Below are 24890 nucleotides of genomic sequence, written 5' to 3'. Positions count from 1 at the left end.
GGCACCTCGCCGGCGCGCGTGCTGATGCCGATGGCCTATGCCGCGCAGATGGGCGGCGTGTGCACGCTGATCGGCACGTCCTCCAACCTGCTCGCCGACAGCCTGGCGCAGAAGCATGGCCTGCCGCCGTTCGGCGTGTTCGAGTTCACCAAACTGGGCGCGCTGCTGGCCGTGGCCGGCATGGCCTACCTGATGCTGGTCGGGCGCAAGCTGCTGCCCAAGCACATCGACGCGGCGCTGCCGGACGGCGGCGAGGTCGGCAAGTACGTCACCGAGCTGGTGGTCGGCGAGGACTCGCCCTTGCTCGGCACGCGCATCGCCGATGCCCAGCTGGGCGACAAATACGGCGTTTACCCGCTGGAGCTGCTGCGCGGCGAGCGGCGCATGTGGTCGCCGCGCGAGCAGCAGCTGGCCGTGGGCGACGTGCTGCTGGTGCGCGGCGACTGGGAGAAGATCGAGGACTTCCAGCGTCGCACGCGCCTGCGCAACGCGCCCGAGCAGCACTACGCGCGCGAGGACGACCGCTCCCGCGTGCTGGCCGAGCTGATGGTCGCGCCGGGCAGTCCCGCGGAGGGCCGGCGCCTGGCCGAACTGGGCCTGGACTGGCGCTACCGGGCCACCGTGCTGGCGGTGCATCGCCGCGGCCAGGTGCGGCGCGACAAGCTGAGCAACACCGACCTGGCGGTGGGCGATGTGCTGCTGGCGCTGGTCGACGAGGGTGGCATGCCCAAGCTGCGCACCGACGATGCGTTCATCGTGCTCAGCGAGCGCGACGACGCGCGCGGCAACATGCGCAAGGCGTGGCTGGCCGCAGCGATCATGGCGCTGGTGGTGATCGCCTCCGGGCTGCACTGGCTGCCGATCCCGATTGCCGCACTGTGCGGCGCCACCGCGATGGCGCTGACCGGTTGCTTCGGCCGCAAGGACGTCTACGAGGGGATGGACTGGAAGATCATCATCCTGCTCGGCGCAATCCTGCCGCTGGGACTGGCGATCGAAAAGACCGGCCTGTCCACCGTGGTGGTGCAGGGCGCGATGGGGCTGGTCGGCAGCCACGGCCCGCTCGCCGCGCTGCTGATGGTGTACCTGTTGACCGCGTTGCTCACCGAGTTGATGGGCCACAATCCTTCGGTGGTGCTGATGGTGAGCATCGCGGTGACGGTGGCGCACGCGGCGCATGCCGATCCGCGCCCGTTCGTGGTGGCGGTGGCCTTTGCCGCGGCCACGTCGTTCGCCACTCCGGTCGGTTATCCCACCAACACGATGGTCTATTACGCCGGCGGTTACCGCTTCACCGACTTCATGAAGGTGGGAATCCCGCTGATCGCGCTGTTCTGCACCCTGTCGATGTGGCTGATACCGCAGCTCTGGCCGTTCCACCCGTAGGGCAGCGGACGCGCGAAACGGGGAGCATCAAGGACCGGGCGGCCCGCTCCGGGGCAACAGGAGCGCGAAAGCGCAGCAGCGCGCCGTGGCCTTCCGTTCCCCTGCCGGCCTACTGGTACCCGCCCAGCGCCATGTGCAGCAGGCTTTTCATCTCCTCGCGCAACGGCAGCGGCGCCACCACTTCGGCGTCCGGCCCGTACTTGAGCACGTCCATCAACAGCTCGCGCGACTTCGAATAAGGCACTTTAAGTTCGTACCGCCCATCGGGCAGCCACTCGCCCTTCTGCTGCGAATGCCAGTGCTCGTCGGCGACCCAGCGCGCGGCGTGCGCGGAGAAGCGGAGGGTGGCCCACGCCTTGGGCTTGCCGGCGAAGATGCCGTAGCTGGAGGCGAGCAGCTCGTTGAGGTCCGCCTCGGGCACGTCCACCGCCGGTTCGTCCAGTGCATGCGCGTCGCGGATACGGTCCACCGCGAAGCTGCGCAGTGCCTCGCGGTCGTGGTCCCACACGTCCAGGTACCAGTTGTCGCGGTAGTGGGTCAGCCGCTGCGGCGAGACGGTGCGCCTGCTGTCCGAATCGGTGGTGCGCGCGCGGTAGGAAAAGCGCAGGCGGCTGCGCTCCAGTACCGCGCCGGCGGTCACGCGGAATACCTGCTGGTCGAGCTTGCGCTCGCCCCAGGGAATCACCCGGATGCGCTCGATCGGCAGTGCTTTCTCTTTTTCCTGGCCGGTCAGCAGGCGCTCGATGCGCGCCTTGAACGGCGCCAGTGCGCCGGCCAGCACGCCGGGGCCGGAGCGGCCGATCAGTTCGTTGAGCGCCAGCAGCGCGGCCAGTTCGTCGGAAGTCAGCCACAGGCCCGGCAGCTCGAAGCGCTCGCCCTCGCCCACTTCGTAGCGGAACGCGGCCTGGTCGGTGCCGGCGCTCTCGATCGGCGCGCCGAGGCCGTCGCGCAGGAACGCGATGTCGCGGTAGAGCGTGGCGCGCGAACACTCCAGGTCGTCCATCAGCCGGGCCAGCGGTACCGGGTAGTGCGCCGACTTGAGAACCCGGTGGAGGGTGAGAATGCGTTCGTAGCGATCCATGTCATACCGCAGGGCTGGGAGCTTTGTGTAGCATGGGTACGGCCCGCGACGGCCGCAAGTCCGCCGCACGGCCCGGCACGGAACCGGGCTGCGGTTTTTTTCCAGCCGAGCCTCGATGTGATGCATCCACCCAGCGACATGCAGGCCTGTGTCCCCGCTGCGGCGGGCGAGCACCCGCTGCCCCCGGCCTATCCGGCCGCGCTGCTGCGCATGCTGGCGCTGTCCGGGTATGGCCTGTGGATGCTGCTGGGCCTGGCGCTGGCGCTGGGCATCTACCGTGGCGGGCGCAGCGAGGCACTGCTCCCGCTGGCACTGGGCGCCGCGTTCGTCAGTGCGGGCCTGGTGGTTGCCTGCCTGCACCTGCCGGGCCTGTCCGAATGGCACGGCTGGTTCCCGGCGCGGCGCAGCCGGCCCACGCGCGAGGCACTGCTCGCGCTGGCGGCGTACCTGCCGATGCTGGCAGTGGCCGGCCTGGTGCGGGGCGAGAACACGTTCTGGGCGACCCGCGCCGCCGGTGCGGCGCTGGCGCTGTGCAGCGCCGCCAGCCTGGTCTACACCGTGCACAACTACCGTCGCCGGCTGTCCGCCAGCGTGCTGCGCAGCTCGGTGCAGCTGCCGGTGAGCCGGGTGGTGGCGTCCTGGTACACCGGCGGATTGTGGCTGTGGCTTTGCCTGGCCGCACAGGACGGCGCCGTCCACGCGGCCGGCACGCGGCCATGGATCATGGTGTTGCTGGCACTGGCCCTGCTGCTCGGCCTGATCGAAGGCCTGCGCTGGCAGGCCCTCAGCCCGCCGGAAGGGCGTGCGCCGGCGCATCGCATGCGCGGGCGCAGCGCGCGCTTCGTCGCGGCGCTGCTCACCTACGCGGTGCCGAGCCTGGCCTTGCTGGTGGTGGACCTGTCCGATGCCGGCGTGACGCTGGTGGCGCTGGCTGCGGTAAGTTGCCTGCTGGGCCGCACCATCGAGCAACGCGCCTACGAAGCGGCGCTGGCGCGGCTGTGCCGCGCCGACCCGACCCCGGCCCGGGGGCCGTAACGGGCGCGCATGGCCCGCGCATGTTCACTGCTAGTTCAATCCGCCGCATTAAGGTGGCGGCCTTTCCGTTGACCCCCACCCACTGGATCGCCTGATGAACAAGACCCTGATCGCTGCCGTGTGCCTGCTCGCCTTCGCTGGCGTGGCGCAGGCGCAGGACACCGCCTCCGTCACCGACAACGGCGGCTGGACCGGCTCGGGTGAATTCGGCTTCGCCTCGGCGCGGGGCAACTCGCGCACCGAAAACATCAATGCCAAGCTGGGCCTGAACCAGGAAAACGAGTACTGGAAGAACAACTTCTTCCTCAACGGCATGCGTTCCAAGGGCGAGGTCAGCGTGGTGGACGCCGACACCGGGCAGACGGTCGACCGCTTCAGCACCACCGCCAACCGTTACGACGCCGGCGCCTCGGTCGGCTACAAGCTCGACCCGCGCAGCTACATCGTCGGTGCGGGCCGCTACGAGCATGACGACTTCGGCGCCAACCTGTGGCAGGGCGTGGTTTCGCTCGGCTACGGCTATATCGCGCTGAAGAACGAGCGTACCGAGCTGTCTTTCGAAATCGGTCCCGGTTACAAGCGGTACCGTCCGTCCAATACCACCATGCTGGTGGGCGACCAGACGGTCGAGGTGCGCCAGCCCACCGAAAGCGAAGTGGTCGGTCGCGGCCTGGTCAACTTCAAGTACCGCCTGACCGACAACACCGCGTTCGAGGACACGCTGCTGATCGAAGCGGGCTCGAAGAACAAGTACTACCAGAACGACGCCGGCCTCTCGGTCAGCATGACCAAGAAGCTTGCGCTCAAGCTCGGCTTCCAGGTGCGTTACAACTCCGATACCCAGCCGGGTACGCAGAGCACCGACACACTGACCACCACCAACCTGGTCTACAACTTCTGAGGACCGCGCAAGCGCCCGGGCAAGCTCCCTCGCCCCGCCGGGGGGAGGAGGGTCCGCCCTTGCGTTGAACCGGCCACGGGACGGGGCACGTGCAGCACTTGCGCGAGCCCCCGAGCGCTTATCCCGGCCTCTACCTGGCGGGGAGAAGGCGCCGGCAGTTCAGCCGAGCATCTCGCCCGCGCCCTGCGCCAGCAGCGCGTCGGCCACGGCGCGGCCGAGCGCCTCCGGCTGCTCGACCGGACCACCCGCCTCCGCCCGCACCAATCGACCGCTCGCCGCATCGCCGACCAGCCCGTGCAAGTGCAGGCCACGCTCGCCCAGCACGCACCACGCCGCCACCGGTACCGTGCAGCTGCCGCCCAGTGCATGGTTCATGGCCCGCTCGGCGCTCACCGTCACGCGCGTTTCGGCATCGTCCAGCGCCGCCAGCAGGCCCAGCACGGAGGGCTGGTCCGCGCGTGCCTCGATCGCGATCGCCGCCTGCCCCGGAGCCGGCAGCCAGTCCGGGGCGGCCAGCCGCTGGCGGATGCGTGCGGCCAGGCCCAAGCGTTCGAGCCCGGCGCAGGCCAGCACGATGGCGTCGTAGTCGCCGGCGTCCAGCTTGGCCAGCCGGGTGTTGACGTTGCCGCGCAGGTCCAGCAGGGCGAGGTCCGGCCGCGCCGCGCGCAGCTGCGCCTGCCGGCGCAGCGAGGAGGTGCCCACGCGCGCGCCCTCGGGCAGCGCCTCCAGGGTCGCGTACGTGCCGCTGACGAAGGCATCGGCCGCATCCGCGCGCGGCAGCATGGCCGGCAGCACGAAGCCCGGCTCCAGCTCGGCCGGCACGTCCTTGAGCGAGTGCACCGCCAGGTCCGCGCGGCCTTCGAGCATCGCCACCTCCAGCTCCTTCAGGAACAACCCCTTGCCACCGATGGTAGCCAGCGGGCGGTCGGCGATCTCGTCACCACGCGTGGTCATCGGCACCAGCTCGACGGCGAGCCCCGGGTGCACGTTGCGCAGTCGCGCGGCGACGTGTTCGGCCTGCCACAGCGCGAGCGCGCTCTTGCGGGTGGCGATGCGCAGGATGGACGGCTGCATGGGATCTCCGGCAATGACGCTCAAGCGCCCATTGTCGCCGCAATCGCCGCGCCGCGCGTGCGGCGTGGCGCCCCAGGGTCCTGCCGGCAGGGCCGCCCGGGGGCCGCAAGGGGGGGCGCAGCGAGCGCTTCCCGGCCCGGGCGCCTAGCCCGCGCGCAGCAGCTTGCGCACCGCCGGCAGGTTGCGGCGGCTGACCTCGGGGCTGAAGTCGGTGCCGGCCAGTCGCGCCAGCACGCGGCCGTCGGCCAGGGTCCTGAGACCCAGCAGCCGTGGCGCCGGCACCAGGCAATTGCGGTGCAGGCGCACCAGCTGGGCGGGGTAGGCCTCCTCCAGCTGGCGCAGCGATTCTTCGATGAGCAGCTCGCCGCCGGCGTGGCGCACGATCACGTACTTCTCCTCCGCGAGCAGGCAGACCACCTCGGTGAGCGCGATGCGCACCTGTTCGCCGCGCAGCCGGCCGTGCAGGTAGCCGACCGGTTCGGCCGGCATCGCGGTCAGGCGCTGGCGGGCGCGTTGCAGGGCCTCGCGCAGGCGTTCCAGCCGGACCGGCTTGAGCAGGTAGTCGACCGCGCCCAGCTCGAACGCGGTCAGCGCGTGGTTCTCATAGGCAGTGCAGAAGATCACCTGCGGGCGCGCCTGGCCGGCCAGCCGCGCGGCCAGCGCGGCGCCATCCAGGCCCGGCATGTTGATGTCCAGCAGCACCAGGTCCGGCCGGGTCCCGCCGATGGCTGCCAGCGCCGCCTCGCCGTCGGCCACGCTGCCGGCGACCGCCACGTCCTCGCACTCCTCCAGCAGCGCGGCCAGGCGGGCGCGCGCCAGCGGCTCGTCGTCGACGATCAGCACGCGCATCAGTCCTGCTCCGCGGGTGGGGGATCGAGCGGCAGGCGCAGGCGCACCACGAAGCGGTCCTCGTCCGGCCCGGCCACGACCGTGGCGCGCGTGCCGTAGCGGTAGGCCACGCGCTGGCGCACGTTGGTCAGCCCATGGCCGTGGCCGGGCGCCGTCGGCGCCGTCGGCAGCGGGTTGCCGACCTCGATCAACAGCATGGCCCCCTCCACGGCACCGCGCAGCACCACTTCGCCGCCGTCGCGGCGGGGCTGTATGCCATGGCGCACGGCGTTCTCGACCAGCGGCTGCAGCAACAGGCGCGGCAGCGGGTAGTCCATCGGCAGGGCATCGAGTGCACGCCGGACGCGCAGGCGCTCGCCCAGGCGCAGCTGTTCGATCGCCAGGTAGCGCTCGACGAGCGCCAGTTCCTCGCCCAGCGTGCCGTCGCGGCTGCCGGACTGGCCGAGCGCCGCGCGGAACAACTCGGACAGGTCCTCGATGGTGCGTTCGGCAGCGGCCGGATCGACCCGCACCAGCGCCGCTACGGTGTTCATGCTGTTGAACAGGAAGTGCGGACGGATGCGTGCCTGCAGCGCATCGACCTGTGCATGCGCCACCGCGGCCAGGCGCGCCTGCCACTGCGCCAGCACGTAGAAGTAGCGCAGCATCGCCGCGCCCAGCAGCGCGGCGATCAGCAGGTTGTCGCGCACGAAGGCCAAGGGGGCGGCCCGGACCAGCTCCAGCCGCAGAGCGACATCCATCCAGCGCGCCACCGCGCTGGCCAGCGCCACCACCAGCTCGATCAGCAGCCACACCCCCGCATAGGGCATCCAGCCGCCCAGCCGCTGCAGCCAGGGCCGCGCGTAGCACAGCGCCAGCGCGATCAGCATCGACAGCCAGGTCACGAACAGCATGCCGACGCTGTAGCCGCGCCAGCCGCGGGCATGGTCCGGCGCCAGCCACATCAGCGTGACGGTGAGTGCGCCTACCGCGAACAGGGCGGCGACTGCCGGCAGGCGGCAGAACTCCGGCAGCGGCGTGGTCGGACGGGCGGACGGGGCGCTCATGCCGGGCAGTATGCCGGCAACCGGCCGCGCGCCGCTGCCGGTTCCGGCACGAACCGCGCGACGCGAGGCTCCAGCGCTGTCGGGCCGTCGTGGAGCGGTCCCGGGGCGCAGGCTAGTCGAAGCGCCCGGCCAGCCAGTGACGCAGGTCGGCGATCTCCTCGGCGCACACCGAGTGCGGCATCGGATAGGTATGCCAGTCGATCGCGTAGCCCAGTTCCTCCAGCAACAGACGCGAATCGAGCCCACGCTGCAGCACCACCACCGGGTCGGCGCTGCCATGACCCCAGAAGATCGGCACCCGCGCGTTGGCGGCGCTGCGCTCGGGGGCGAGCGTGGCGCCGATCGGCAGGTAAGTGGACAGCGCCACGATGCCGGCCAGCGGATGTGCATGACGCAGCCCGGCGGCCAGTGCGACGGCGCCGCCCTGCGAAAAGCCGGCCAGCACGATCCGCTCGCTCGGCACGCCGCGCTCCTGTTCGCGCACGATCAGCGCCTCGACCGCGCCGATCGCACGGCGGATGCCCGCCTCGTCCTGCGGCGCGCGTGCGTCGAACCCGAAGATGTCGTACCAGGCGCGCATCGGCACGCCGCCGTTGACGCTGACCGGCTGCACGGGTGCATGCGGGAACACGAAGCGCAACGCCGGCCAGCTCCGGTCAACCAGCTCCGGCACGATCGGCGCGAAGTCGTTGCCGTCGGCGCCCAGCCCATGCAGCCAGATCACGCTGTGACGGGGGTCGGGACCCGTTTCGTGTTCGACGGTGGAAAGCGGGCTCATGCTGGTACCGGTACGGGGTGGGCCCTGCAGTCTCGCCCATGCGCGAGTCCGCCGCCAGCTGGGCCGGCTGCGCGACGATCCCGTGCATCCACGGCCACGGCACGTTGCCGGCACGGGCGATCCCGGCGGGGCGGTGCTCAGGCCGCGCGCGCCCTGGCGGCCAGTGCGCGCTGGTGGGACGCATGGATGGTGTCGCGCTCGGGCACGGTGCCCAGCGCGAGGTGGCCGATCCACTCCTGCGTGCGCATCACCGCCGCGTAGCGCGACTGCTCCACCACGGCGAAGACGCGGTGGATCTCCTCCGCCGTGGCGACGCCCGCGCGGTTGGCGTAGGGCACGCTGCCGGAGGCATCGTGCAGGAATTCGACCTGCAGCCCCCGGTCGAAGGCGTGCTTGATCGTGGTGTCGTTGCAGTTGTGCGTCATGTAGCCGGCGACCGCGAGCGTGTCGATGCCGCGTGCCGCGAGCCACTCGGCCAGGTCGGTGCCAGCGAAGGCGCTGGGCAGGGTCTTGGGTACGTGGTGGTCGCGCGGGCGACCGGCGACGACCTCGTGCAGGGCCCCGCCGCGGGAGCCGGCGGCGAACAGCGGCGCACTCGCTGGCGCCATCTGCTGCACCACGATCACCGGGATGCCGGCCGCGTGCGCCGCGTCCATCGCCCGGCCGATGTTGTCCAGCGACTCGGCGACCGGCGGATATTCGATACGCAGGCCGCCGGTTTCGTACTCGTTCTGCACGTCGACCACCACGAGGGCGCGGCGGGGAATGGAAGGGTTGGCCACGGTGGACTCCTGACGGGGAGGGCGGATGCCCGGCGGCCGCCATGATCGAGGCCGGCGCGTCCGGCCGGGAGTGGCCTGATTGCCATTAAAGGCTAGAATCGGGCCATCTTGGGTCCGATCAAGACAGGCATGGCCGGGACACGCGTGGCGGTGGTGGCGTTCGACCGGATCCGTCCGTTCCACCTCTCGGTGCCGTGCGCGGTGTTCGGCGAAACGGCGGGCGAGGAGGTGCCGCTGTTCGAGGTGCGGGTATGCGCGGCCGAACCGGGTGAACTGCGCGCGCACGCCGGCTTCGGCATCGCTGCGCGGCACGGCCTGCGCACGCTGGCCTGGGCCGACATCGTGGTGGTGCCGTCCTGGCGCGATCCGGACGAGACGCCGCCGGCGCCGCTGCTGGCGGCGCTCCGGCGTGCCCATGCCCGCGGCGCGCTGATCGTGGGCCTGTGCCTCGGGGCTTTCGTGCTGGCCGCCGCGGGCCTGCTCGAGGGTCGCCGCGCCACCACCCACTGGCGCTGGGCCGCGCGTTTTGCCGAGCTCCATCCGCGGGTGCGCCTGGAACCGGGGGTGCTGTACGTGGACGAGGGCGACGTGGTCACCTCGGCCGGTACCGCCGCCGGCATCGACTGCTGCCTGCACGTGGTGCGCCGCCGCCATGGGGCCGAGGCGGCCAGCCGCATCGCGCGCATCCTGGTGGTGCCGCCGCACCGGCAAGGCAGCCAGGCGCAGTACCTCGAGCAGCCGGTGCTGGCGCACGCGCACGACACGCCGCTGACCCGGACCCTGGACTGGGCCGTGCGCCACCTCGATCGGCCGCACAGCCTGGACTCGCTGGCCACGCGCGCGGCGATGAGCCGGCGCAGCTTCACCCGTCATTTCCGGCGGCACACCGGCACCACGGTCGGCCAGTGGCTGGCCGGCCAGCGGCTCGCGCTCGCCCGGCGCCTGCTGGAGACGACCGACCAGCCGGTCGAGCGCATCGCCGAGTGCGCCGGTTTCGGCACCCCGCTGTCGCTCCGGCAACATTTCGCCGCTGCGCTCGATACCACCCCCTCGCGCTACCGGCGCGAGTTCCGCGGGCGCTAGCGCGGGCGGCAGCGGCGCCGGCGACCGCGCGCGCCGGGACTTGTGGCGCTTGCGGCACGCACAGGCTTGGCTATGCTCGGGTGCTTTGCGACAAGCGGAGCACTCATGCGTCGACTTCTCCTGGCGGGTCTGGCCGCCTTCACCGCGCTGCCGGCGCTGGCGGCTTCGTCCGCCGCGCCGCTGGACCTGGAAACCATCATGGCCAACCCCGACTGGATCGGGCAGGCGGTGGAGTCGCCGTACTGGAGCGTCGACGGGCAGGCGATCTACTACCAGCTCAAGCGCGACGGCAGCGAGGTGCGCGACCTCTACCGCGTGGATCCGGTGTCCGGGCGCAGCGAGAAGCTCGACCCGGCGGCGGTGGCGAAGGCCGACGGTCCGGCGGTGTTCGACCGCAGCCACCGCTACGCCGCGTTCATCCGCCACGGCGACCTGTTCCTGCGCACGCTGGCCGACGGCCACACGGTGCAGGTGACGCAGACCGTCGAGAAGGAATCGGCGCCACAGTTTTCCGCCGACAGCCGCGCGCTGCAGTACCGCGTCGGCGAGGACTGGTACAGCTACGACCTGGCCCGCGGCGTCAGTGCGCCGGTGGCGGTGCTGAAGTTCTCCGACGACCCGGACAAGCCCAAGACCGACGCACTGGAGGCCGAGCAGCTGAAGCTCTTCTCCACCCTGCGCCAGCTCAAGGCCGACAAGGAGGCCGAGAAGGCCAACGCGAAGGCACTGGCCGCCGCCGACCCGGGCCGCGCGCCGGAGCCGTTCTGGCTGGGCGACAAGATCGTGGCGGTCGATACGGAACTCTCGCCGGACGGTCGCTGGCTGCTCGTCGTCACGCACGCGAAGGACTACACACCCGGTCGCCAGCCCAAAGTCATCCACTACGTCAGCGACTCCGGCTACGCCGAGGAAGAGGATGCGCGCGTCTATGTCGGCCGCAACGCGCCGGCGCCGCAATCCCTGCTGCTGCTGGACCTGCGTCAGCACCGGCAGTACGCGCTGCCGACCGATACCCTGCCCGGCATCAAGGACGACCCGCTCGCCGCGATCCGCGCCAGGACCGTCGCGGCGCTCGAAAAGGCGGGCAAGGGCGACCAGGCCAAGGCGCTCAAGGCGCCCGACGTGCGTCCGGTGCGCATCGTCGCCAGTAGCGAGGACGGCGGTGGCGGCGGCATCGAGTGGAGCGCGGACGGCCGCAACCTGGCGATCCAGCTGCGCGCGATCGACAACAAGGACCGCTGGATCGCCAGCGTGGATTTCGCCGACCACGCCCTGGTCAACCAGCACCGCCTGCACGACGACGCCTGGATCAACTGGAACTTCAACGATTTCGGCTGGCTCAAGGACGGCCGGACGCTGTGGTACCTGTCCGAGGAGAGCGGCTGGTCGCAGCTCTACGTCAAGCCGCTGGACGGCAAGGCCAGGGCGCTGACCCGCGGCCGGTTCGAGGTGAGCCATCCGCAGCTGTCCGAGGATGGCAAGTGGTTCTACCTGCGCACCAACCAGGTCGCGCCTTACAGCTATGACGTCTACCGCGTGCCGAGCAGCGGTGGCGAGCTTGCCCGCATTACCCGTTACCAGGGCATGGACGAATTCGCGCTGTCACCCGACGGCAGCCGCCTGGCGGTACTGCACTCCGCGCCCTACATGCTCGACCAGCTGGCCGTGCAGCCGGTCGATGGCGGTACGCCGCGCGAGCTCACCCAGACCATGAAGCCGGCCTTCACCGCGCACGACTGGATCCAGCCCGCGATCGTCCAGGTGCCCTCCAGCCACGGTGCCGGCACCATCTACGCCAAGTTCTACGGCCCTGCCGACGAGAGCGCCGCGGCGAAACCGGCGGTCATCTTCGTGCACGGCGCCGGCTACACGCAGAACGTCGACCTGTCCTGGACCTACTACTTCCGCGAGCAGATGTTCCACAACCTGCTCGTGCGCAAGGGTTATGTCGTGCTGGACATGGATTACCGCGCCTCGGAGGGTTACGGACGCGACTGGCGCGACGCGATCTACCGCCAGATGGGCCACCCGGAGCTGGAGGACCTGCTCGACGGCAAGGCCTGGCTGGTGAAGCACCACCACGTCGACCCGAAGCGCGTGGGCATCTACGGCGGCAGCTACGGCGGCTTCATGACCGAGATGGCCCTGCTGCGCGCGCCGGGCCAGTTCGCCGCCGGCGCCGCGCTGCGCCCGGTCAGCGACTGGCGGCTGTACAACCACGAATACACCGCCAACATCCTCAACACGCCCGAGCTCGACCCGCACGCCTACGAGATCAGCTCGCCGATCAGCTATGCCGACAAGCTGGCCGATCCGCTGCTGATCGAGCACGGCCTGATCGACAACAACGTGCTCACCGCCGATTCCATCCGCCTGTACCAGCGCTTCATCGAGCTGCACAAGAAGAACTTCTGGATGTCGCTGTACCCGATGGAACGGCACGGCTTCGTCCATCCGGACTCGTGGTTCGACGAATACCGGCGCATCGACGAATTGTTCGACACCTACGTCAGGCCGGTGAGGTAAGGCCGGTGCCCCTCTCCCCGCCGGGGAGAGGGGCACGGGTCCCCGTGCGCGTGGTAGCGGCGCCAGCCGTTCACGCCGGCACGGGCGCCCCGTCGACCAGCGCGACCATGCGCGCGAAGCAGGCCGTGGAAGCGGCGTCGACCGGGACGAAGCAGAACACCATCGCGCCGTCGGCCTGGCCATCGCGGATCGGCAGGCGCGTCGAATGCACGCAGAAATGGCCCAGGCGCGCGTCGTACAGCGGCAGTTCCAGCGCCGACAGCGGCGCGGTCTCCTGCTGCTCCCACAGGCCGGCGAACTCGGCACTGGTCTGCACCAGGGCCTCGACGAGTGCGTCGAACCGCGCATCGTCCGGGTGCGCGGCGTGGCTCATGCGGAAGATCGCCACCAGGTTGGCCGCGCTGCGCATGAAGTGCGGCTGGTAGAGCACCCGCCGTGGCGGATGCATGAAGGCGTTCCACACGTGGTTGCGCGCGAACGGCCCGCGCACCGCCTCGAAGTCGAACAGGAAGTCGGCGTAGCGGTTGTAGGCGAGCAGGTCGAACAGCGGGTCGAGCACGAACGCCGGCCCCTGGTAGCACTCGAGCATGCCCAGGATCGGCGCGGGTACCTGGATGCGCGCGGGGGCGGGTTCGGGCCGGGTGAGCCCGGCCAGCGCGAACAGGTACGCCTCGTCGCTGGAGGACAACGCCAGGGCGCGGGCGATGCGCGCAAGCGCGGCGGCCGACACGTTGATCTGCCGGCCCTGCTCCAGCCACGTGTACCAGGTGAGCCCGACGTCGGCGAGCGCGGCCACTTCCTCCCGGCGCAGGCCCGGCGTCAGCCGCCGTTGTCCCCGCGGCAGGCCCACGACCTCGGGCGCCAGCGCCGCGCGGCGCGCGCGCAGGAAGGTCTTCAGCTCGGTGCGTTGCATGTGCGTGCTCATCGTGAGCCCCGGGGGGAAACGGGTGGTAGTGGGGGTACCAGCAGTGTCGACTGCCTGCCCATGGTAACTGCCGCCGGCTAAGGTTGGTTGCCGACCCGCGTGCACGACGCGCGGGTCCGTCGCGGACCTCCCCCTCCGCCCGCCGCGCGGACGCTGTCACGCCCCTGCCTGTTGCAGCGTCCTTCGTGGAGGAGGGTCAGCCCCTCGGTTCAAGTGCGCGACCGTGGCCGACCCGACGACGCCCCAGACCCAGGAGATCGGCATGTCGCTCATCACTCCGCCGTCCGCCACGCCCGACACCGACGCCCTCGTCGATTTCGTGGTGCACGCCCAACTCATGCTCGACCCGGCCACGCCGGAGCCGGCGCGGCGCCAGGCCGAGCCGCGGCTGCTGGCACTGCTGCCGACGCTGCAGGCGCTGGGCGTGTTCGAGCTGTTCGCCATCCGCGACCCGGCACTGGCCACCTTGGTGCGCGACGAGCTGGCGTCACGCCAGGTACGCGCGGCCTGACGCTTGCCCGAACAAATGCCGTTGCCGCTATATTTGCCTTGACAAATATCCTTTCGGCAATAGAATGCACGGCATGGTTACAGAATCCCTCGCGCATCCTGCGCCTGAAGAGAGCCTGGGCGTCCTGCTCGGCCTGGTGCGCTCGGAGATCGTGCGCGCGATGGAGGCGGAGCTGGCCGCGCTCGGCGTGGAGCTGCGGTTCACCCAGTTCCTGATCCTCAAGCGGCTGGCCCGGCTGGGCCCCATGACGGCCTCGGAACTGGCCCGCGCGGTCGAGCTCGATGGCGGCGCGATGACCCGGCAGCTGGACCATCTCGAGGGCCGCGGTTACCTGCGCCGCTGCCCGCATGAACAGGACCGGCGCGCGTTGCGCATCGAGCTGACCGCCGAAGGCGACGCGCTGTGGCAGCAGCTGACCGATTGCAACGAGCGTGTCCTGGAAGCCGCGCAGCGCTCGCTCGGCGAGACCGAGCGGCGGCGCCTGCACGACTACCTGACGCGTGTGTTGCACGCGTTGCGCGACAAAGACTGACCCTCACCCGGAATCCCCACACCATGCGTCTGCAACTCCTTGCGGCGGCCACCGCACTGACCCTCGTTCTGGCCGGCTGCGCCAGCAGCGGCGGCCTGCATCCGGACGGCAAGCTGTTCGATCCGTCCGCGCTGAAGACCCAGCGCAGCCTGGCCGACGCCACCCTCACGCCGGCCGCCTGGCCGGACCACGCCTGGTGGAGCGGCCTGGGCGATCCGCAACTGGACGCCCTGATCGACGAGGCGCTGGCCGGCAACCCTGGCCTGGCCGCGGCCGACGCGCGTGCGCGCGCCGCGCAGGCGGCCGCCGGCCTCGCCGATGCCGCTCGCAAGCCGCAACTGGGCCTGGGCGCCAGCGTGGCCGGTGCCAAGCCGCCGTCCGGCCTGCTCGGCGAGAACGCGCATTTCTCCGTCGCCAAGTTCGGCTACCTCAGCTTCGACTGGGGGCTGGACCTGTGGGGCGGCCAGCGCGCCGCGTGGGAAGCCACACTGGGCCAGGCCCGTGCCGCCGAAGTGGAGGCGCGCGCTGCACGCATCGCGCTGTCGGGCAACGTCGCCCGCGCCTACGCACAGCTCGGCTACGCCTTCGCCCAGCACGACCTGGCGCAGGCCGAGCTCGACCGCGCCGGCAAGGCGCGCGAGCTGACCGCGCAGCGCGTCCATGCCGGCCTGGACAGCCAGCTGCAGCTCAAGCAGGGCGACGCCGAAGTGGCGACCGCCGAGCAGCAGCTGGCGGTCGCCCAGCGCGCCATCGACGCGTCCCGCTCGGCGCTGTCGGTGCTGCTCGGCAAGGGTCCGGACCGTGGCCTGGACATCGACCGTCCGCAGCCGCTGACGCCCGACGCCCTGGCGGTGCCAGCCGACCTGCCGGTCGAGCTGGTTGGCCATCGCGCCGACCTGGTCGCGGCGCGGTGGCGGGTCGAGGCGGCCGGCCACGACATCGCCGTCGCCAAGACCGAGTTCCTGCCGAACGTGAAGCTCGGCGCCATGGCAGGCCTGCTCGCCATGGGTGGCAACCCGCTGCTGCGGGCCTCCTCGCTGTTCTATCAGGTGGGGCCGTCGCTCAGCCTGCCGATCTTCGACGGCGGACGGCTGCGCGCCAACCTCGCCGGCAAGGACGCGCAGTACGACCTGGCGGTAGCGCAGTACAACCAGACCCTGGTCGGCGCGCTCAACGAGGTTGCCGACGATTACGCCGCGCAGCAGTCGCTGGCGACCCAGGTCGCGGCGCAGCAGCGCGCGCTGGATGCCGCCAACGAGGCCTGGCGCCTGGCCGAGCAGCGCTATCGCGCTGGCGTCGGCAGCTACCTGGAGGCGCTCAGCGTGCGCCAGCAGTTGCTGCTCGCCGAGCAGCGCATGGCCGCGCTCAAGGCGCAGCAGGTCGACCTTTCGGTGCAGCTGATCGAGGCCCTGGGCGGGGGTTACCGCCCCGAGGCCCCGGCCGGCCGGCAGACCGCCTCCACTCCCTCCATCCCCGCTCATTCCTAAGGCTTCTCCATGTCCAGCCAGCCTGCTTCCCAACCCCACGACGCGACCAAGCCCGACCAGAGCCGGCCGGCCGCGAAGAACAAGCGCGGCTTCCTGCTGCGCGCACTCGGCGTGGTGGTGCTGCTCGCCCTGATCGGATGGGCCCTGTGGTACTACTTCGACGGCCGCTGGTACGAAGGCACCGACGATGCCTACGTCAACGGCAACGTCGTGCAGATCACGCCGCAATTGCCGGGCACGGTGGTGTCCATCGGCGCCGACGATGGCGACCGGGTCAAGGCGGGACAGGTGCTGATCAAGCTCGACCCGAGCAACACCGACGTCGCGCTGGCCGAAGCCAAGGCCAACCTCGCCAGCACCGTGCGCAAGGTGCGCGGCCTGTACAGCACCGTGAGCGGCGCACAGGCGGACGTCGCCGCGCGCAAGGTCGCGGTGGAGAAGGCGCGCGCCGACTTCAACCGCCGTCGCGACCTGGCCAAGTCCGGGGCGATCTCGGCCGAGGAACTGGCGCACGCCCGTGACGAGCTGACCGCGGCCGAGAGCGCATTGACCGCGGCCACCCAGCAGTACCAGACCAGCAAGGTGCTGGTCGACGCCACCGTGGTGGCCTCGCACCCAGACGTCCAGACGGCCGCCGCGAAGCTGCGCGCCGCGTATCTCGACGCCTTGCGCACCACCATCGTGGCGCCGGTCGACGGCTATGTCGCCAAGCGCTCGGTGCAGCTCGGCCAGCGCGTGGCGCCGGGCACGCCGCTGATGGCGGTGGTGCCGCTCAACGAGGTGTGGATCGACGCCAACTTCAAGGAAACCCAGCTCACCGACATGCGCATCGGCCAGCCGGTCGAAATCCACGCCGACGTCTATGGTGGCGACGTGGCTTACAAGGGCATGGTGCAGAGCCTGGGCGTGGGCACCGGCAGCGCCTTCTCGCTGCTGCCGGCGCAGAACGCCACCGGCAACTGGATCAAGATCGTGCAGCGCGTGCCGGTACGCGTGGTGTTCGCCGACCCGGGCCAGCTGGACAAGCATCCGCTGCGCATCGGCCTGTCCACCGACGTGACGGTCGACCTGCACAACCAGCAGGGTCCGATGCTGGCACAGCAGCCACCGTCCAAGCCGGCCTTCAGCACCGATGTCTACCAGCGGCAGCTGCACCAGGCCGATGACCTGATCGCGCAGATCATCCACGCCAACATGGCCGGCAACGGCAAGTAGGCGGGGCAGCTCCCTCCCCTGCCTGCAGGGGAGGGTTGGGGAGGGGGCAGCCTCACGGCGACCCCGACCAACCCCCTCCCGGCCTTCCTCCTGTGCGCAGGGGGGAGGCGGCAACCATCGACACCGGCGCAGCCCATGACCACCCAATACCGTCCACCCAGCATGGCGATCACCACGATCGGGCTGTCGCTGGCCACCTTCATGCAGGTGCTGGACACCACCATCGCCAACGTGTCGCTGCCGACCATCGCCGGCAACCTCGGCGTGAGCGTGAACCAGAGCACCTGGGTGATCACCTCGTTCGCGGTCAGCATGGCCATCTCGCTGCCGCTGACCGGCTTCCTCACCCGCCGCTTCGGCGAGGTGAAGCTGTTCATCTGGTCGACCCTGCTGTTCGCGCTGACCTCGTTCATGTGCGGCGTGTCGCAGAGCATGGGCATGCTGATCCTGTTCCGCGCGATCCAGGGCGCGGTGGCCGGTCCCATGTATCCGATCACGCAGAGCCTGCTGATCTCGATCTACCCGCCGGCCAAGCGCGGCATGGCGCTGGCGCTGCTGGCGATGGTCACGGTGGTGGCGCCGATTGCCGGCCCGATCCTGGGCGGCTGGATCACCGACAACTACTCCTGGCCGTGGATCTTCTTCATCAACGTGCCGATCGGCATCTTCGCCAGCATGGTGGTGGCCAACCAGATGCGCGGGCGGGTGGACCAGACCCAGCGGCCCAAGATCGACTACGTCGGGCTGATCACCCTGATCATCGGCGTTGGCGCGCTGCAGGTGGTGCTGGACAAGGGCAACGACGAGGACTGGTTCAACTCCACCTTCATCATCGTCACCAGCATCGTCTCGGCGATCTCCATCGCGATCTTCCTGATCTGGGAGTTGACCGACAAGGATCCGATCGTCGACCTGCGCCTGTTCCGCCACCGCAACTTCACCTACGGCACGATCGCACTGATCCTGGCCTATGCCGCGTTCTTCGCGATGAGCCTGCTGATGCCGCTGTGGCTGCAGCGCAACCTCGGCTACACCTCGACCTGGGCCGGCTTCGCCACCGCGCCGATCGGCGTGCTGCCGGTACTGCTGACTTTCTTCGTCGGCAAGTTCGCGCCCAAGTTCGACCTGCGCGCGGTCGCCTCGGTGGCATTCATCGTGCTGGGCGTGACCTGCTTCATGCGCTCGGACTTCTACATCGGCGTCGACTTCTACCACGTGGCGCTGGTGCAGCTGATCCAGGGCCTGGGCGTGGCGTTGTTCTTCATGCCGATCCTGACCATCCTGCTTTCGGACCTGCAGCAGAACGAGATCGCCTCGGGCTCGGGCCTGGCCACCTTCCTGCGCACGCTGGGCGGCAGCTTTTCGGCTTCGATCACCACGCTGTTCTGGGAGCGCCGTGCGGTGGCCCACCACGCGCAGCTGGTCGAGCACGTCACCGCGTACGACCCGACCACGCGCGCGGCGATGGAGCACATGGGCGATCCGCAGACGGCCGCCGCGATGATCAACCAGATGGCGACGCAGCAGGGTTACCAGATCTCCTTCAACGAGGTCTTCCACGTGCTCGGCTGGGTCTTCCTCAGCCTGGTGCTGGTGATCTGGCTGACCCGGCCGCCGTTCATCGCCAAGGCCGGCCCCGCGGCGGGCGGCGGGCACTGAAAGAGAAGGCGCCCGCGGGCGCCTTCTTCGTTTCTCAGAAGTCGAACCCGACGCCGACCAGGGCCATGGTTTCGCCGTGGTTGGGCCCGTTGAAGCCGCCGTTGGAAATATGGCGGATCTGCAGGCTCAGGTGCTTGCCCTGCCAGCCCAGCGTGCTGACGAACTGGTAGTGGCTGGACAGCCCCTGCGTGGTGCGGTTGGTGCCCGCCAGCTGGAAGCTGAAGAACAGCGGGCGATACCAGGCATCGGGCGCGCCGTAGTGGAAGCGTGCACCGGCAGCCAGCAGGGCGACGGAACGATCGGTGGGGTAGTCCGCGTTGCGATAGCGGGGCAGGTCCCGGCGATCGATCCAGCCCGCCGACACGTCGGGCGACCATTCCAATCGTCCACTTTGGCCGATCGCATGCGGCGCGAAGGTGGCCTCGACGAAGGCGGCATTGGCGCCGTGCGAGTCCATGTAGCTGCGCCCACCCTGCACCTCGAAGTGGGCGGCGGTGGCGGGCAGGGCGATACCGGCGGGCAGCAGCGCCAGGACGCCGCGGAGCAGGCGGGGAGATGAGAAGGGCATGGGAGACCTTTCTTTGGGGAGGGAAGGTTTGTGTACTGCCTAGTTTAATATCTACCTTCCGCCGGGTGTAGCTTTCGTCCATGGCCGTCAACGCCGTGTCGCGCCGACGCCATGGGCACGGCGGTACTGCGGCACGGTCAGGCTTGACGGCCATTTGAACCCGGGTAAATTAGAGGCCCTCCGCCTTGCCCCTTCCGGCCATGCACCCTCCTCCCGAGGCCCCCTGCACCGCCTTCGACGGCGACCGCCTGCTCGCTTCCGGCCCATGCGCCGAGGTGGCGCTGGCGGTCAAGCGCGCGCACGAGGCCGGGTCGGCCGGACCGCTGCTGGCATTCGACGACCACACTGGCCACCCGGTCGAATTCGATCTGCGCGGCAGCGAGGCGGAGGTACGGGCGCGCCTGCAGCCCGCGCCGCCCGCGCCGCGTCGACCCGGTCGCCCGCGGCTGGGCGTCATCGCGCGGGAAGTGACCCTGTTGCCGCGCCATTGGGACTGGCTCGGGAGCCAGCCCGGCGGCGCCTCGGCGGCGCTGCGCCGGTTGGTCGAGCACGCCAGCCGTGACGGCGGCGGGGCGCAGCGGGCGCGCGAGTCGGCTGAAGCGGTCGACCGTTTCATGCTGGCGATGGCCGGCAACCTGCCCGGCTACGAGGAAGCCAGCCGGGCGTTCTGGCGCGGTGAGCGCGCGCGTCTGGACGAACTGACCCGGCGCTGGCCGCCCGACGTGCGCAGGCATCTCCGTCACCTGGCGACCCTCGCCTGGGACGCCGCCGACACGGCCCGCTCCGGTCGCGCGCCGGCCCCCTGAAGCAAGACCGCTTTCCCCATCACCCAGGACGACCGCATGGACAACCGCTCGATGGAAAACGACACCACCCCTGCGCCGCTGTTCGCCAACCGCGACTTTCGCCTCCTGTTCGGCGGCAGTTCGGTCTCGGCGCTGGGCGACCAGTTCACCCTGGTCGCGCTGCCATGGCTGGTCCTGCGACTGACCGGCAGCCCCGCCGCGCTCGGCCTGGTGCTGGCGGCCATGGCCCTGCCGCGGGCGATCTTCATGCTGATCGGCGGGGCGATGGTCGACCGGCTGTCCGCGCGACGGATCCTGCTGCTGGCGCGCGGCGCCAACGCACTGCTGGTGGCGCTGCTCGCCGGCCTGGTGCTGACCGGCGCAATCGCCATGCCGGCCATCTACGTGATCGCCCTGGGCATCGGCCTGGCCACCGCCTTCGCCTACCCGGCCGGTTCGGCCCTGTTGCCGCAGCTGGTGGCGCCGGCCCAGCTGGCCCCGGCCAATGCCTTCTTCATGGGCATGCGCCAGCTGAGCCTGTTCGTCGGGCCGGCCCTGGCCGGTCTGGTGATCGGCACCCATGCCGGCCATGGCGCGGCCGAGGCCCGAGGGCTGGGCCTGGCGTTCGTGATCGATGCGGCCAGCTTCCTGGCCTCGCTGGCCTCGCTCTGGCTGATCCGCACCCCGGCCGACGGCCAGTCGCGCGCCATGGGCCGTGGGGTGCTGGCCGACGTGGCGGCCGGGGTGCGCCAGGTCTGGGCCGATCTGCCGCTGCGCGCGTTCATGCTCTACGCCGCGGTGGTCACCGCCTTCGTCGGCGGACCGATGCAGGTCGGCCTGCCGGTACTGGCGAACAGCCGCATGGACCTGGGCGCCGCGTCATTGGGCATCCTCATGACGGCCAACGGCGGCGGCATGCTGGTGGGCGGCTTCCTCTCGCGAAGGGTGGCGCGTGCGGTGGGCAACCGGCTGGGCATGCTGGTGCTGTGCATGGATACCCTGGCCGGCCTCGCGCTCGCCACGCTGGCGCTGGTGCACAGCACCGTGTACGGCGCGCTGCTGCTGGCCGGCGTCGGCGTGCTGGCCGGCATCGCGCAGATCGCGATCGTCACCTGGATCCAGCAGCGTGTGCCGCCGGCCATGATGGGCCGCACCATGAGCCTGCTGATGTTCACCTTCATGGGTATCGGGCCGGTCTCCGCAGCCCTGGCCGGGAGCCTGCTCAAGCTGGTGTCGCTGGGTGCGCTGTTCGCCGGTGCCGGCCTGATCCTCAGCGCGATCGCGCTGGGGTGCCTCGCCAACCCGGCCCTGCGTGGTATCGGCACGGCGCGCCCGGACGGCGCGCCGGCCTGAACCCGGGAATCTCAGCTCGCCGTCTGCTGCTTGCCCAGCGCCTTGAGCCGCTTCTTCTCCTCGCGTCGCTGGCGGCGGGCGGCCTTGCGGATCTTGCGGTCGTAGCCCCACAGGTAGATCGCCGGCGTGCTGAGCAGCGTCAGCAGCTGGGAGACCAGCAGGCCGCCGACGATCGCGATGCCCAGCGGCTGGCGCATCTCCGAGCCGATGCCGAAGCCGATCGCCAGCGGCAGCGCCGCCCCCATCGCCACCAGGGTGGTCATGGTGATCGGACGAAAGCGCACCAGCGCCGCCTCGCGGATCGCCTCGGGTGGCGGCAGCGAGCGCTCGCGCTGGGCGACCAGTGCGAAGTCGACCATCAGGATCGCGTTTTTCTTGACGATACCGATCAGCATCAGGATCGCGATGATCGCCATCAGCGAGAGCTGCGTCTGCGTGACCAGCATGGCCAGGAACGCGCCCATGCCCGCGGCGGGCAGCGTGGAAAGGATGGTCAGCGGGTGGCCCAGGCTTTCGTAGAGGATGCCCAGCACGATGTACATCGCCACGATCGAGGCCAGCAGCAGGATCATGCCGTTGGACTTGGCCTGTTGCAGGCGCTGGTTGGAACCGGTGAAGTCCACGCGGATCCCGTCGGGCAGGTGTACCGCAAAGGCCGCCTGCTCGACCAGCTTGACGCCACGCTGCTGGTCCACGCCCTTGGCCAGGTTGTAGGTGACCGTCGCGGCCTCCAGCTGGTTGTGGTGGCGGATGCGCATCGGCGCGATGTTCGGCTCGATGTGGGCCACCGCCGACAGCGGGATCATCCGCCCGCTGCCGTTGCGCACGTGGATGTTGAGCAGCGACTGCGGGCTGATCGACTCGGCGCCGGCCGAGGTCAGTACCACGCGGTACTGGTTGATGTCCGAGTAGATCACCGAGACCGGGTTCTGCCCGAACGAGTTGTACAACGCCGAATCGATGTCGCCCATGCTCACGTGCAGGCGGCCGGCGGCCTCGCGGTCCACCTTCAGCAATTGCTGCTTGCCGGCCTGGTCGAAGTCGCTGCCGACGTCGCGGAACTCCTTCACGCCCCGCAGCTGGCGGACCATCTTGAGCGTCCACGGCTGCAGGTCGCCGCCGTTGTCGCTGACCAGCTGGAACTCGTACTGGCCACCGCGGTCGCCGCTGCCGCCGCCGCCCAGGAACTGCGCGATGCTGATCTCGACCTGCACGCCGGCCAGCTTGTCCAGCCGCTTGGACAGGCGTTCGACCACCTCCTTGGCGCCGATCTGGCGGTCGCCCGGGGCGTCGCCGCGCGGCTTCAGGTCCATGAACATCTGTGCCGAATTGCCGACCGCCCCGCCGTCGCCGCCGTTGCCGCCCAGCATGGTCAGCATGTCCTCGACGGCCGGGTCCTCCTTGATGATCTTCGCCACCTGCAGCACGCGCTCGGTGAGCAGCTCGGGCGAGACGTTGGCGTCGGCGGTGATCTGCGCCTGCAGCTGGCCGGTGTCCTCGTCCGGCATGAAGGTGCCGCCGGCGGTTTTGCCCACGGCAATGCCCAGCAGCACGGTCAGGACCAGCAGCAGCAGCGGCTGCCAGCGCATCAGCCGGCGATGGTGCATGGCCCAGTCCAGCGCGCGCTCGTAGCGCTTCAGCAGGGCGCGGTCGAAGTTCTCCACCGCCCGTTCGATCCGCCCGGGCGGCGGCGGGTCGGCCGGCTCGGCGGTCAGCAGCCGCCCGCATAGCGCCGGCGTGAGGGTCAGCGAGACGATCGCCGAGATCACCACCGCGGCGGTCAGCGTCACCGAGAACTCGCGCAGCAGCATGACCAGCATGTTGTTGCCGAACAGCAACGGCGCGAACACCGCCACCAGTGACAGCGTGATCGACACCACCGTGAAGCCGATCTCGCGGACGCCCGTCAGCGCCGCCTGCAGCGGGGGCATGCCGTGCTCCATGTGGCGCACGATGTTCTCGATCACCACGATGGCGTCGTCGACGACGAAGCCGATGCACAGCACCAGCGCCACCAGGGACAGGGTATTCAGGGTGTAGCCCAGCGCCCACATCGCCACGAACGCGCCGGCCAGCGAGAGCGGCACGCTCAGCGTGGCGATCAGTGTCGGCCGTAGCCGGCGCAGGAACACCAGCATCACCAGCACCACCATCACGATCGAGATCAGCAGCGCCACCTCGACTTCGTGCAGGGCCGACTTGGTGGTCTGGGTGAGATCGAACACCGCGTGCATCTGCAGGCTGGCCGGCAGCGAGGCGCGCAGCTGCGGCAGCTTGGCGCGGATCGCCTCCACCGTGGCCACCGCGTTGGCTTCCGGCCGCTTGGTGATCTGCAGGCCGACCGTGCGCGCGCTGCCGCTGGCGTCGGCGAACCAGGCGCCCTGGTACTTGTCCTGCTGGCCGCCGTAGACGCGGGCCACGTCGGCCAGGCGCACCGGCACGCCATGCTTCGTCGCGATCAGCAGGTGGGCGAATTCGTCGGGGCTCTGCAGACCGTCGCTGGCGGTGACGGTCATCTGCGTGCGGCCGTCGCTCAGCGTGCCCTGCGGCGAGGTGACATTGGCCGCCCGCAGCGCGTTGGCCACGTCGTTAGCGGTCAGGCCCTTGGCGGCCAAGGCATCGGTATCCAGCTCGATGCGCACCGCGTGCGGGGTGCCGCCGAACACCTGCACCTGCGCGACGCCGGGGATCTGCGAGACCGCCGGCTTGAGCAGCGTATCGGCCAGGTCGAACAGCTGGTCCTGCGGCATCCCCGAGGAGGTCAGCGTGATGAACAGGATCGGGATCTGCGACGTGTCGAACTTGAAATACTGCGGCGGGGCGGGCATGCCCGAGGGGAGGTCCGGCGCGGCCGCATTGATCGCCGCCTGCACGTCGCGGGCGGCGCTGTCGGCGGTGCGGTCGAAGGTGAAGCGCACCATGACCGAGGCCTGGCCCTCGGCGGCATTGCCGTACATCTCGTCGACACCCGGGATGCGGCCCAGGTGCCGTTCCAGCGGCGCCAGGATCGTGCTGGCCATGGTCTGCGCGCTGGCACCCGGCTGGCTCGCCACCACGTAGACGCCGGGAAAATCCAGCGACGGCAGCGCCGCCACGCCCAGCAGCAGGTAGGCCCACAAGCCGGCCAGGGTCAGGCCCACGGCCAGCAGCGAGGTGCCGATCGGACGGCGGATCAGGGGAGCGAAGATGTTCACGGGGCGTCCGTACCGCGGGGAAGGCGCGTGGCGGGAGCCGCGCGGGAGTGCCTAGCGTAGCGCGAGGGCGCAGCGTGGTTCGTGGGCCAGAGGATGGGCAAGGTCATGCCGTCCGTTATG

The 24890-nt window shown here is 70.4% G+C and carries 21 protein-coding genes; 12 read left to right on the top strand and 9 right to left on the bottom strand.

The features are described from left to right. A partial coding sequence (locus VFH59_RS14430) for an SLC13 family permease (protein WP_325165605.1) occupies nt 1-1386 on the top strand: 1386 nt, incomplete at its 5' end. Between the two features lie 109 nt (nt 1387-1495). Here VFH59_RS14430 and VFH59_RS14425 read toward each other — a convergent pair. Then, nucleotides 1496-2467: a YafY family protein gene (locus VFH59_RS14425; protein WP_325165604.1), complete on the bottom strand. Its 972-nt coding sequence runs from the start codon at nt 2465-2467 to the stop codon at nt 1496-1498. A gap of 120 nt (nt 2468-2587) precedes the next feature. On the opposite strand from VFH59_RS14425, the gene VFH59_RS14420 reads away from it, so the two are divergent. Both VFH59_RS14420 and VFH59_RS14415 read left to right on the top strand, forming a co-directional pair. Then, on the top strand, nt 2588-3502 hold the full coding sequence (locus VFH59_RS14420) for a hypothetical protein (RefSeq protein ID WP_325165603.1): 915 nt from the start codon (nt 2588-2590) through the stop codon (nt 3500-3502). 94 nt (nt 3503-3596) lie between these two features. Beyond that, nucleotides 3597-4403, top strand: a complete 807-nt coding sequence (locus tag VFH59_RS14415) for a DUF481 domain-containing protein (RefSeq protein ID WP_325165602.1) — start codon at nt 3597-3599, stop codon at nt 4401-4403. 159 nt (nt 4404-4562) lie between these two features. Here VFH59_RS14415 and hemC read toward each other — a convergent pair whose 3' ends face one another. The 5 genes from hemC to VFH59_RS14390 form a co-directional block, all read right to left on the bottom strand. Further along, entirely contained in the window at nt 4563-5477 is a 915-nt protein-coding gene (hemC, locus tag VFH59_RS14410) for a hydroxymethylbilane synthase (protein WP_325165601.1), read from the bottom strand. Between the two features lie 144 nt (nt 5478-5621). Further along, nucleotides 5622-6326, bottom strand: coding sequence for a LytTR family DNA-binding domain-containing protein (locus VFH59_RS14405; RefSeq protein WP_325165600.1), 705 nt, complete (start codon nt 6324-6326; stop codon nt 5622-5624). Further along, nucleotides 6326-7372: a sensor histidine kinase gene (locus VFH59_RS14400; RefSeq protein WP_325165599.1), complete on the bottom strand. Its 1047-nt coding sequence runs from the start codon at nt 7370-7372 to the stop codon at nt 6326-6328. Before VFH59_RS14400 ends, VFH59_RS14405 begins: the two co-directional genes overlap by 1 nt. Nucleotides 7373-7484: 112 nt before the next feature. Then, a complete protein-coding gene (locus VFH59_RS14395; RefSeq protein WP_325165598.1) occupies nt 7485-8150 on the bottom strand; it encodes a carboxylesterase in 666 nt (221 codons plus the stop codon). A 137-nt stretch (nt 8151-8287) separates the two neighbouring features. Beyond that, nucleotides 8288-8932: a cysteine hydrolase family protein gene (locus VFH59_RS14390; protein ID WP_325165597.1), complete on the bottom strand. Its 645-nt coding sequence runs from the start codon at nt 8930-8932 to the stop codon at nt 8288-8290. 129 nt (nt 8933-9061) lie between these two features. Here VFH59_RS14390 and VFH59_RS14385 point away from each other — a divergent pair, with 129 nt between their 5' ends. Together VFH59_RS14385 and VFH59_RS14380 are read left to right on the top strand one after the other, a co-directional pair. Continuing rightward, complete coding sequence (locus VFH59_RS14385; protein ID WP_325165596.1) at nt 9062-10015, top strand: GlxA family transcriptional regulator; 954 nt, start codon at nt 9062-9064, stop codon at nt 10013-10015. Between the two features lie 105 nt (nt 10016-10120). Further along, on the top strand, nt 10121-12541 hold the full coding sequence (locus tag VFH59_RS14380; protein ID WP_325165595.1) for a S9 family peptidase: 2421 nt from the start codon (nt 10121-10123) through the stop codon (nt 12539-12541). Nucleotides 12542-12611: 70 nt separating this feature from the next. Here VFH59_RS14380 and VFH59_RS14375 read toward each other — a convergent pair whose 3' ends face one another. Continuing rightward, nucleotides 12612-13454 carry a helix-turn-helix transcriptional regulator gene (locus VFH59_RS14375; RefSeq protein WP_325165594.1) on the bottom strand — a complete coding sequence of 281 codons (843 nt, stop codon included), beginning with the start codon at nt 13452-13454 and terminating at the stop codon, nt 12612-12614. A gap of 274 nt (nt 13455-13728) precedes the next feature. On the opposite strand from VFH59_RS14375, the gene VFH59_RS14370 reads away from it, so the two are divergent. The 5 genes from VFH59_RS14370 to VFH59_RS14350 all read left to right on the top strand — a co-directional run bounded on the left by VFH59_RS14370 (nt 13729) and on the right by VFH59_RS14350 (nt 18870). After that, on the top strand, nt 13729-13977 hold the full coding sequence (locus tag VFH59_RS14370) for a hypothetical protein (protein WP_325165593.1): 249 nt from the start codon (nt 13729-13731) through the stop codon (nt 13975-13977). A gap of 73 nt (nt 13978-14050) precedes the next feature. Then, complete coding sequence (locus tag VFH59_RS14365; protein WP_325165592.1) at nt 14051-14509, top strand: MarR family transcriptional regulator; 459 nt, start codon at nt 14051-14053, stop codon at nt 14507-14509. Nucleotides 14510-14532: 23 nt separating this feature from the next. Further along, on the top strand, nt 14533-15996 hold the full coding sequence (locus VFH59_RS14360; protein WP_325165591.1) for an efflux transporter outer membrane subunit: 1464 nt from the start codon (nt 14533-14535) through the stop codon (nt 15994-15996). Nucleotides 15997-16005: 9 nt separating this feature from the next. Next, entirely contained in the window at nt 16006-17211 is a 1206-nt protein-coding gene (locus VFH59_RS14355; RefSeq protein ID WP_325165590.1) for an efflux RND transporter periplasmic adaptor subunit, read from the top strand. Nucleotides 17212-17346: 135 nt separating this feature from the next. Further along, nucleotides 17347-18870, top strand: coding sequence for a DHA2 family efflux MFS transporter permease subunit (locus VFH59_RS14350; RefSeq protein WP_325165589.1), 1524 nt, complete (start codon nt 17347-17349; stop codon nt 18868-18870). A 34-nt stretch (nt 18871-18904) separates the two neighbouring features. Here VFH59_RS14350 and VFH59_RS14345 read toward each other — a convergent pair whose 3' ends face one another. Beyond that, a complete protein-coding gene (locus VFH59_RS14345; RefSeq protein WP_325165588.1) occupies nt 18905-19438 on the bottom strand; it encodes an acyloxyacyl hydrolase in 534 nt (177 codons plus the stop codon). A gap of 200 nt (nt 19439-19638) precedes the next feature. Between VFH59_RS14345 and VFH59_RS14340 the strand changes: the two genes are divergently transcribed. Together VFH59_RS14340 and VFH59_RS14335 are read left to right on the top strand one after the other, a co-directional pair. Continuing rightward, nucleotides 19639-20244 carry a DUF2239 family protein gene (locus VFH59_RS14340; protein ID WP_325165587.1) on the top strand — a complete coding sequence of 202 codons (606 nt, stop codon included), beginning with the start codon at nt 19639-19641 and terminating at the stop codon, nt 20242-20244. Between the two features lie 36 nt (nt 20245-20280). After that, nucleotides 20281-21576 (top strand): MFS transporter, encoded by a 1296-nt coding sequence (locus VFH59_RS14335; RefSeq protein ID WP_325165586.1) that lies wholly within the window; start codon nt 20281-20283, stop codon nt 21574-21576. A gap of 11 nt (nt 21577-21587) precedes the next feature. Here the strand turns inward: VFH59_RS14335 and VFH59_RS14330 are convergent, their stop codons facing one another. Then, entirely contained in the window at nt 21588-24770 is a 3183-nt protein-coding gene (locus VFH59_RS14330) for an efflux RND transporter permease subunit (protein WP_325165585.1), read from the bottom strand. Between the last annotated feature and the right edge of the window lie 120 nt (nt 24771-24890).

It is taken from the genome of Frateuria sp. (assembly GCF_035695185.1).
In the GTDB taxonomy this organism is placed as follows: Bacteria; Pseudomonadota; Gammaproteobacteria; order Xanthomonadales; family Rhodanobacteraceae; genus Frateuria_A.
This window is presented reverse-complemented; position numbering and strand designations above follow the sequence as displayed.

Coding starts and splice junctions, on each gene's coding strand:
- VFH59_RS14350 (WP_325165589.1), top strand. CDS start 17,347: ATGACCACCCAATACCGTCCACCCAGCATGGCGATCACCACGATCGGG.
- VFH59_RS14370 (WP_325165593.1), top strand. CDS start 13,729: ATGTCGCTCATCACTCCGCCGTCCGCCACGCCCGACACCGACGCCCTC.
- VFH59_RS14395 (WP_325165598.1), bottom strand. CDS start 8,150: ATGAGCCCGCTTTCCACCGTCGAACACGAAACGGGTCCCGACCCCCGT.
- VFH59_RS14380 (WP_325165595.1), top strand. CDS start 10,121: ATGCGTCGACTTCTCCTGGCGGGTCTGGCCGCCTTCACCGCGCTGCCG.
- VFH59_RS14355 (WP_325165590.1), top strand. CDS start 16,006: ATGTCCAGCCAGCCTGCTTCCCAACCCCACGACGCGACCAAGCCCGAC.
- VFH59_RS14400 (WP_325165599.1), bottom strand. CDS start 7,372: ATGAGCGCCCCGTCCGCCCGTCCGACCACGCCGCTGCCGGAGTTCTGC.
- VFH59_RS14425 (WP_325165604.1), bottom strand. CDS start 2,467: ATGGATCGCTACGAACGCATTCTCACCCTCCACCGGGTTCTCAAGTCG.
- VFH59_RS14375 (WP_325165594.1), bottom strand. CDS start 13,454: ATGCAACGCACCGAGCTGAAGACCTTCCTGCGCGCGCGCCGCGCGGCG.
- VFH59_RS14365 (WP_325165592.1), top strand. CDS start 14,051: ATGGTTACAGAATCCCTCGCGCATCCTGCGCCTGAAGAGAGCCTGGGC.
- VFH59_RS14335 (WP_325165586.1), top strand. CDS start 20,281: ATGGACAACCGCTCGATGGAAAACGACACCACCCCTGCGCCGCTGTTC.
- VFH59_RS14340 (WP_325165587.1), top strand. CDS start 19,639: ATGCACCCTCCTCCCGAGGCCCCCTGCACCGCCTTCGACGGCGACCGC.
- hemC (WP_325165601.1), bottom strand. CDS start 5,477: ATGCAGCCGTCCATCCTGCGCATCGCCACCCGCAAGAGCGCGCTCGCG.
- VFH59_RS14345 (WP_325165588.1), bottom strand. CDS start 19,438: ATGCCCTTCTCATCTCCCCGCCTGCTCCGCGGCGTCCTGGCGCTGCTG.
- VFH59_RS14385 (WP_325165596.1), top strand. CDS start 9,062: ATGGCCGGGACACGCGTGGCGGTGGTGGCGTTCGACCGGATCCGTCCG.
- VFH59_RS14415 (WP_325165602.1), top strand. CDS start 3,597: ATGAACAAGACCCTGATCGCTGCCGTGTGCCTGCTCGCCTTCGCTGGC.
- VFH59_RS14420 (WP_325165603.1), top strand. CDS start 2,588: ATGCATCCACCCAGCGACATGCAGGCCTGTGTCCCCGCTGCGGCGGGC.
- VFH59_RS14360 (WP_325165591.1), top strand. CDS start 14,533: ATGCGTCTGCAACTCCTTGCGGCGGCCACCGCACTGACCCTCGTTCTG.
- VFH59_RS14405 (WP_325165600.1), bottom strand. CDS start 6,326: ATGCGCGTGCTGATCGTCGACGACGAGCCGCTGGCGCGCGCCCGCCTG.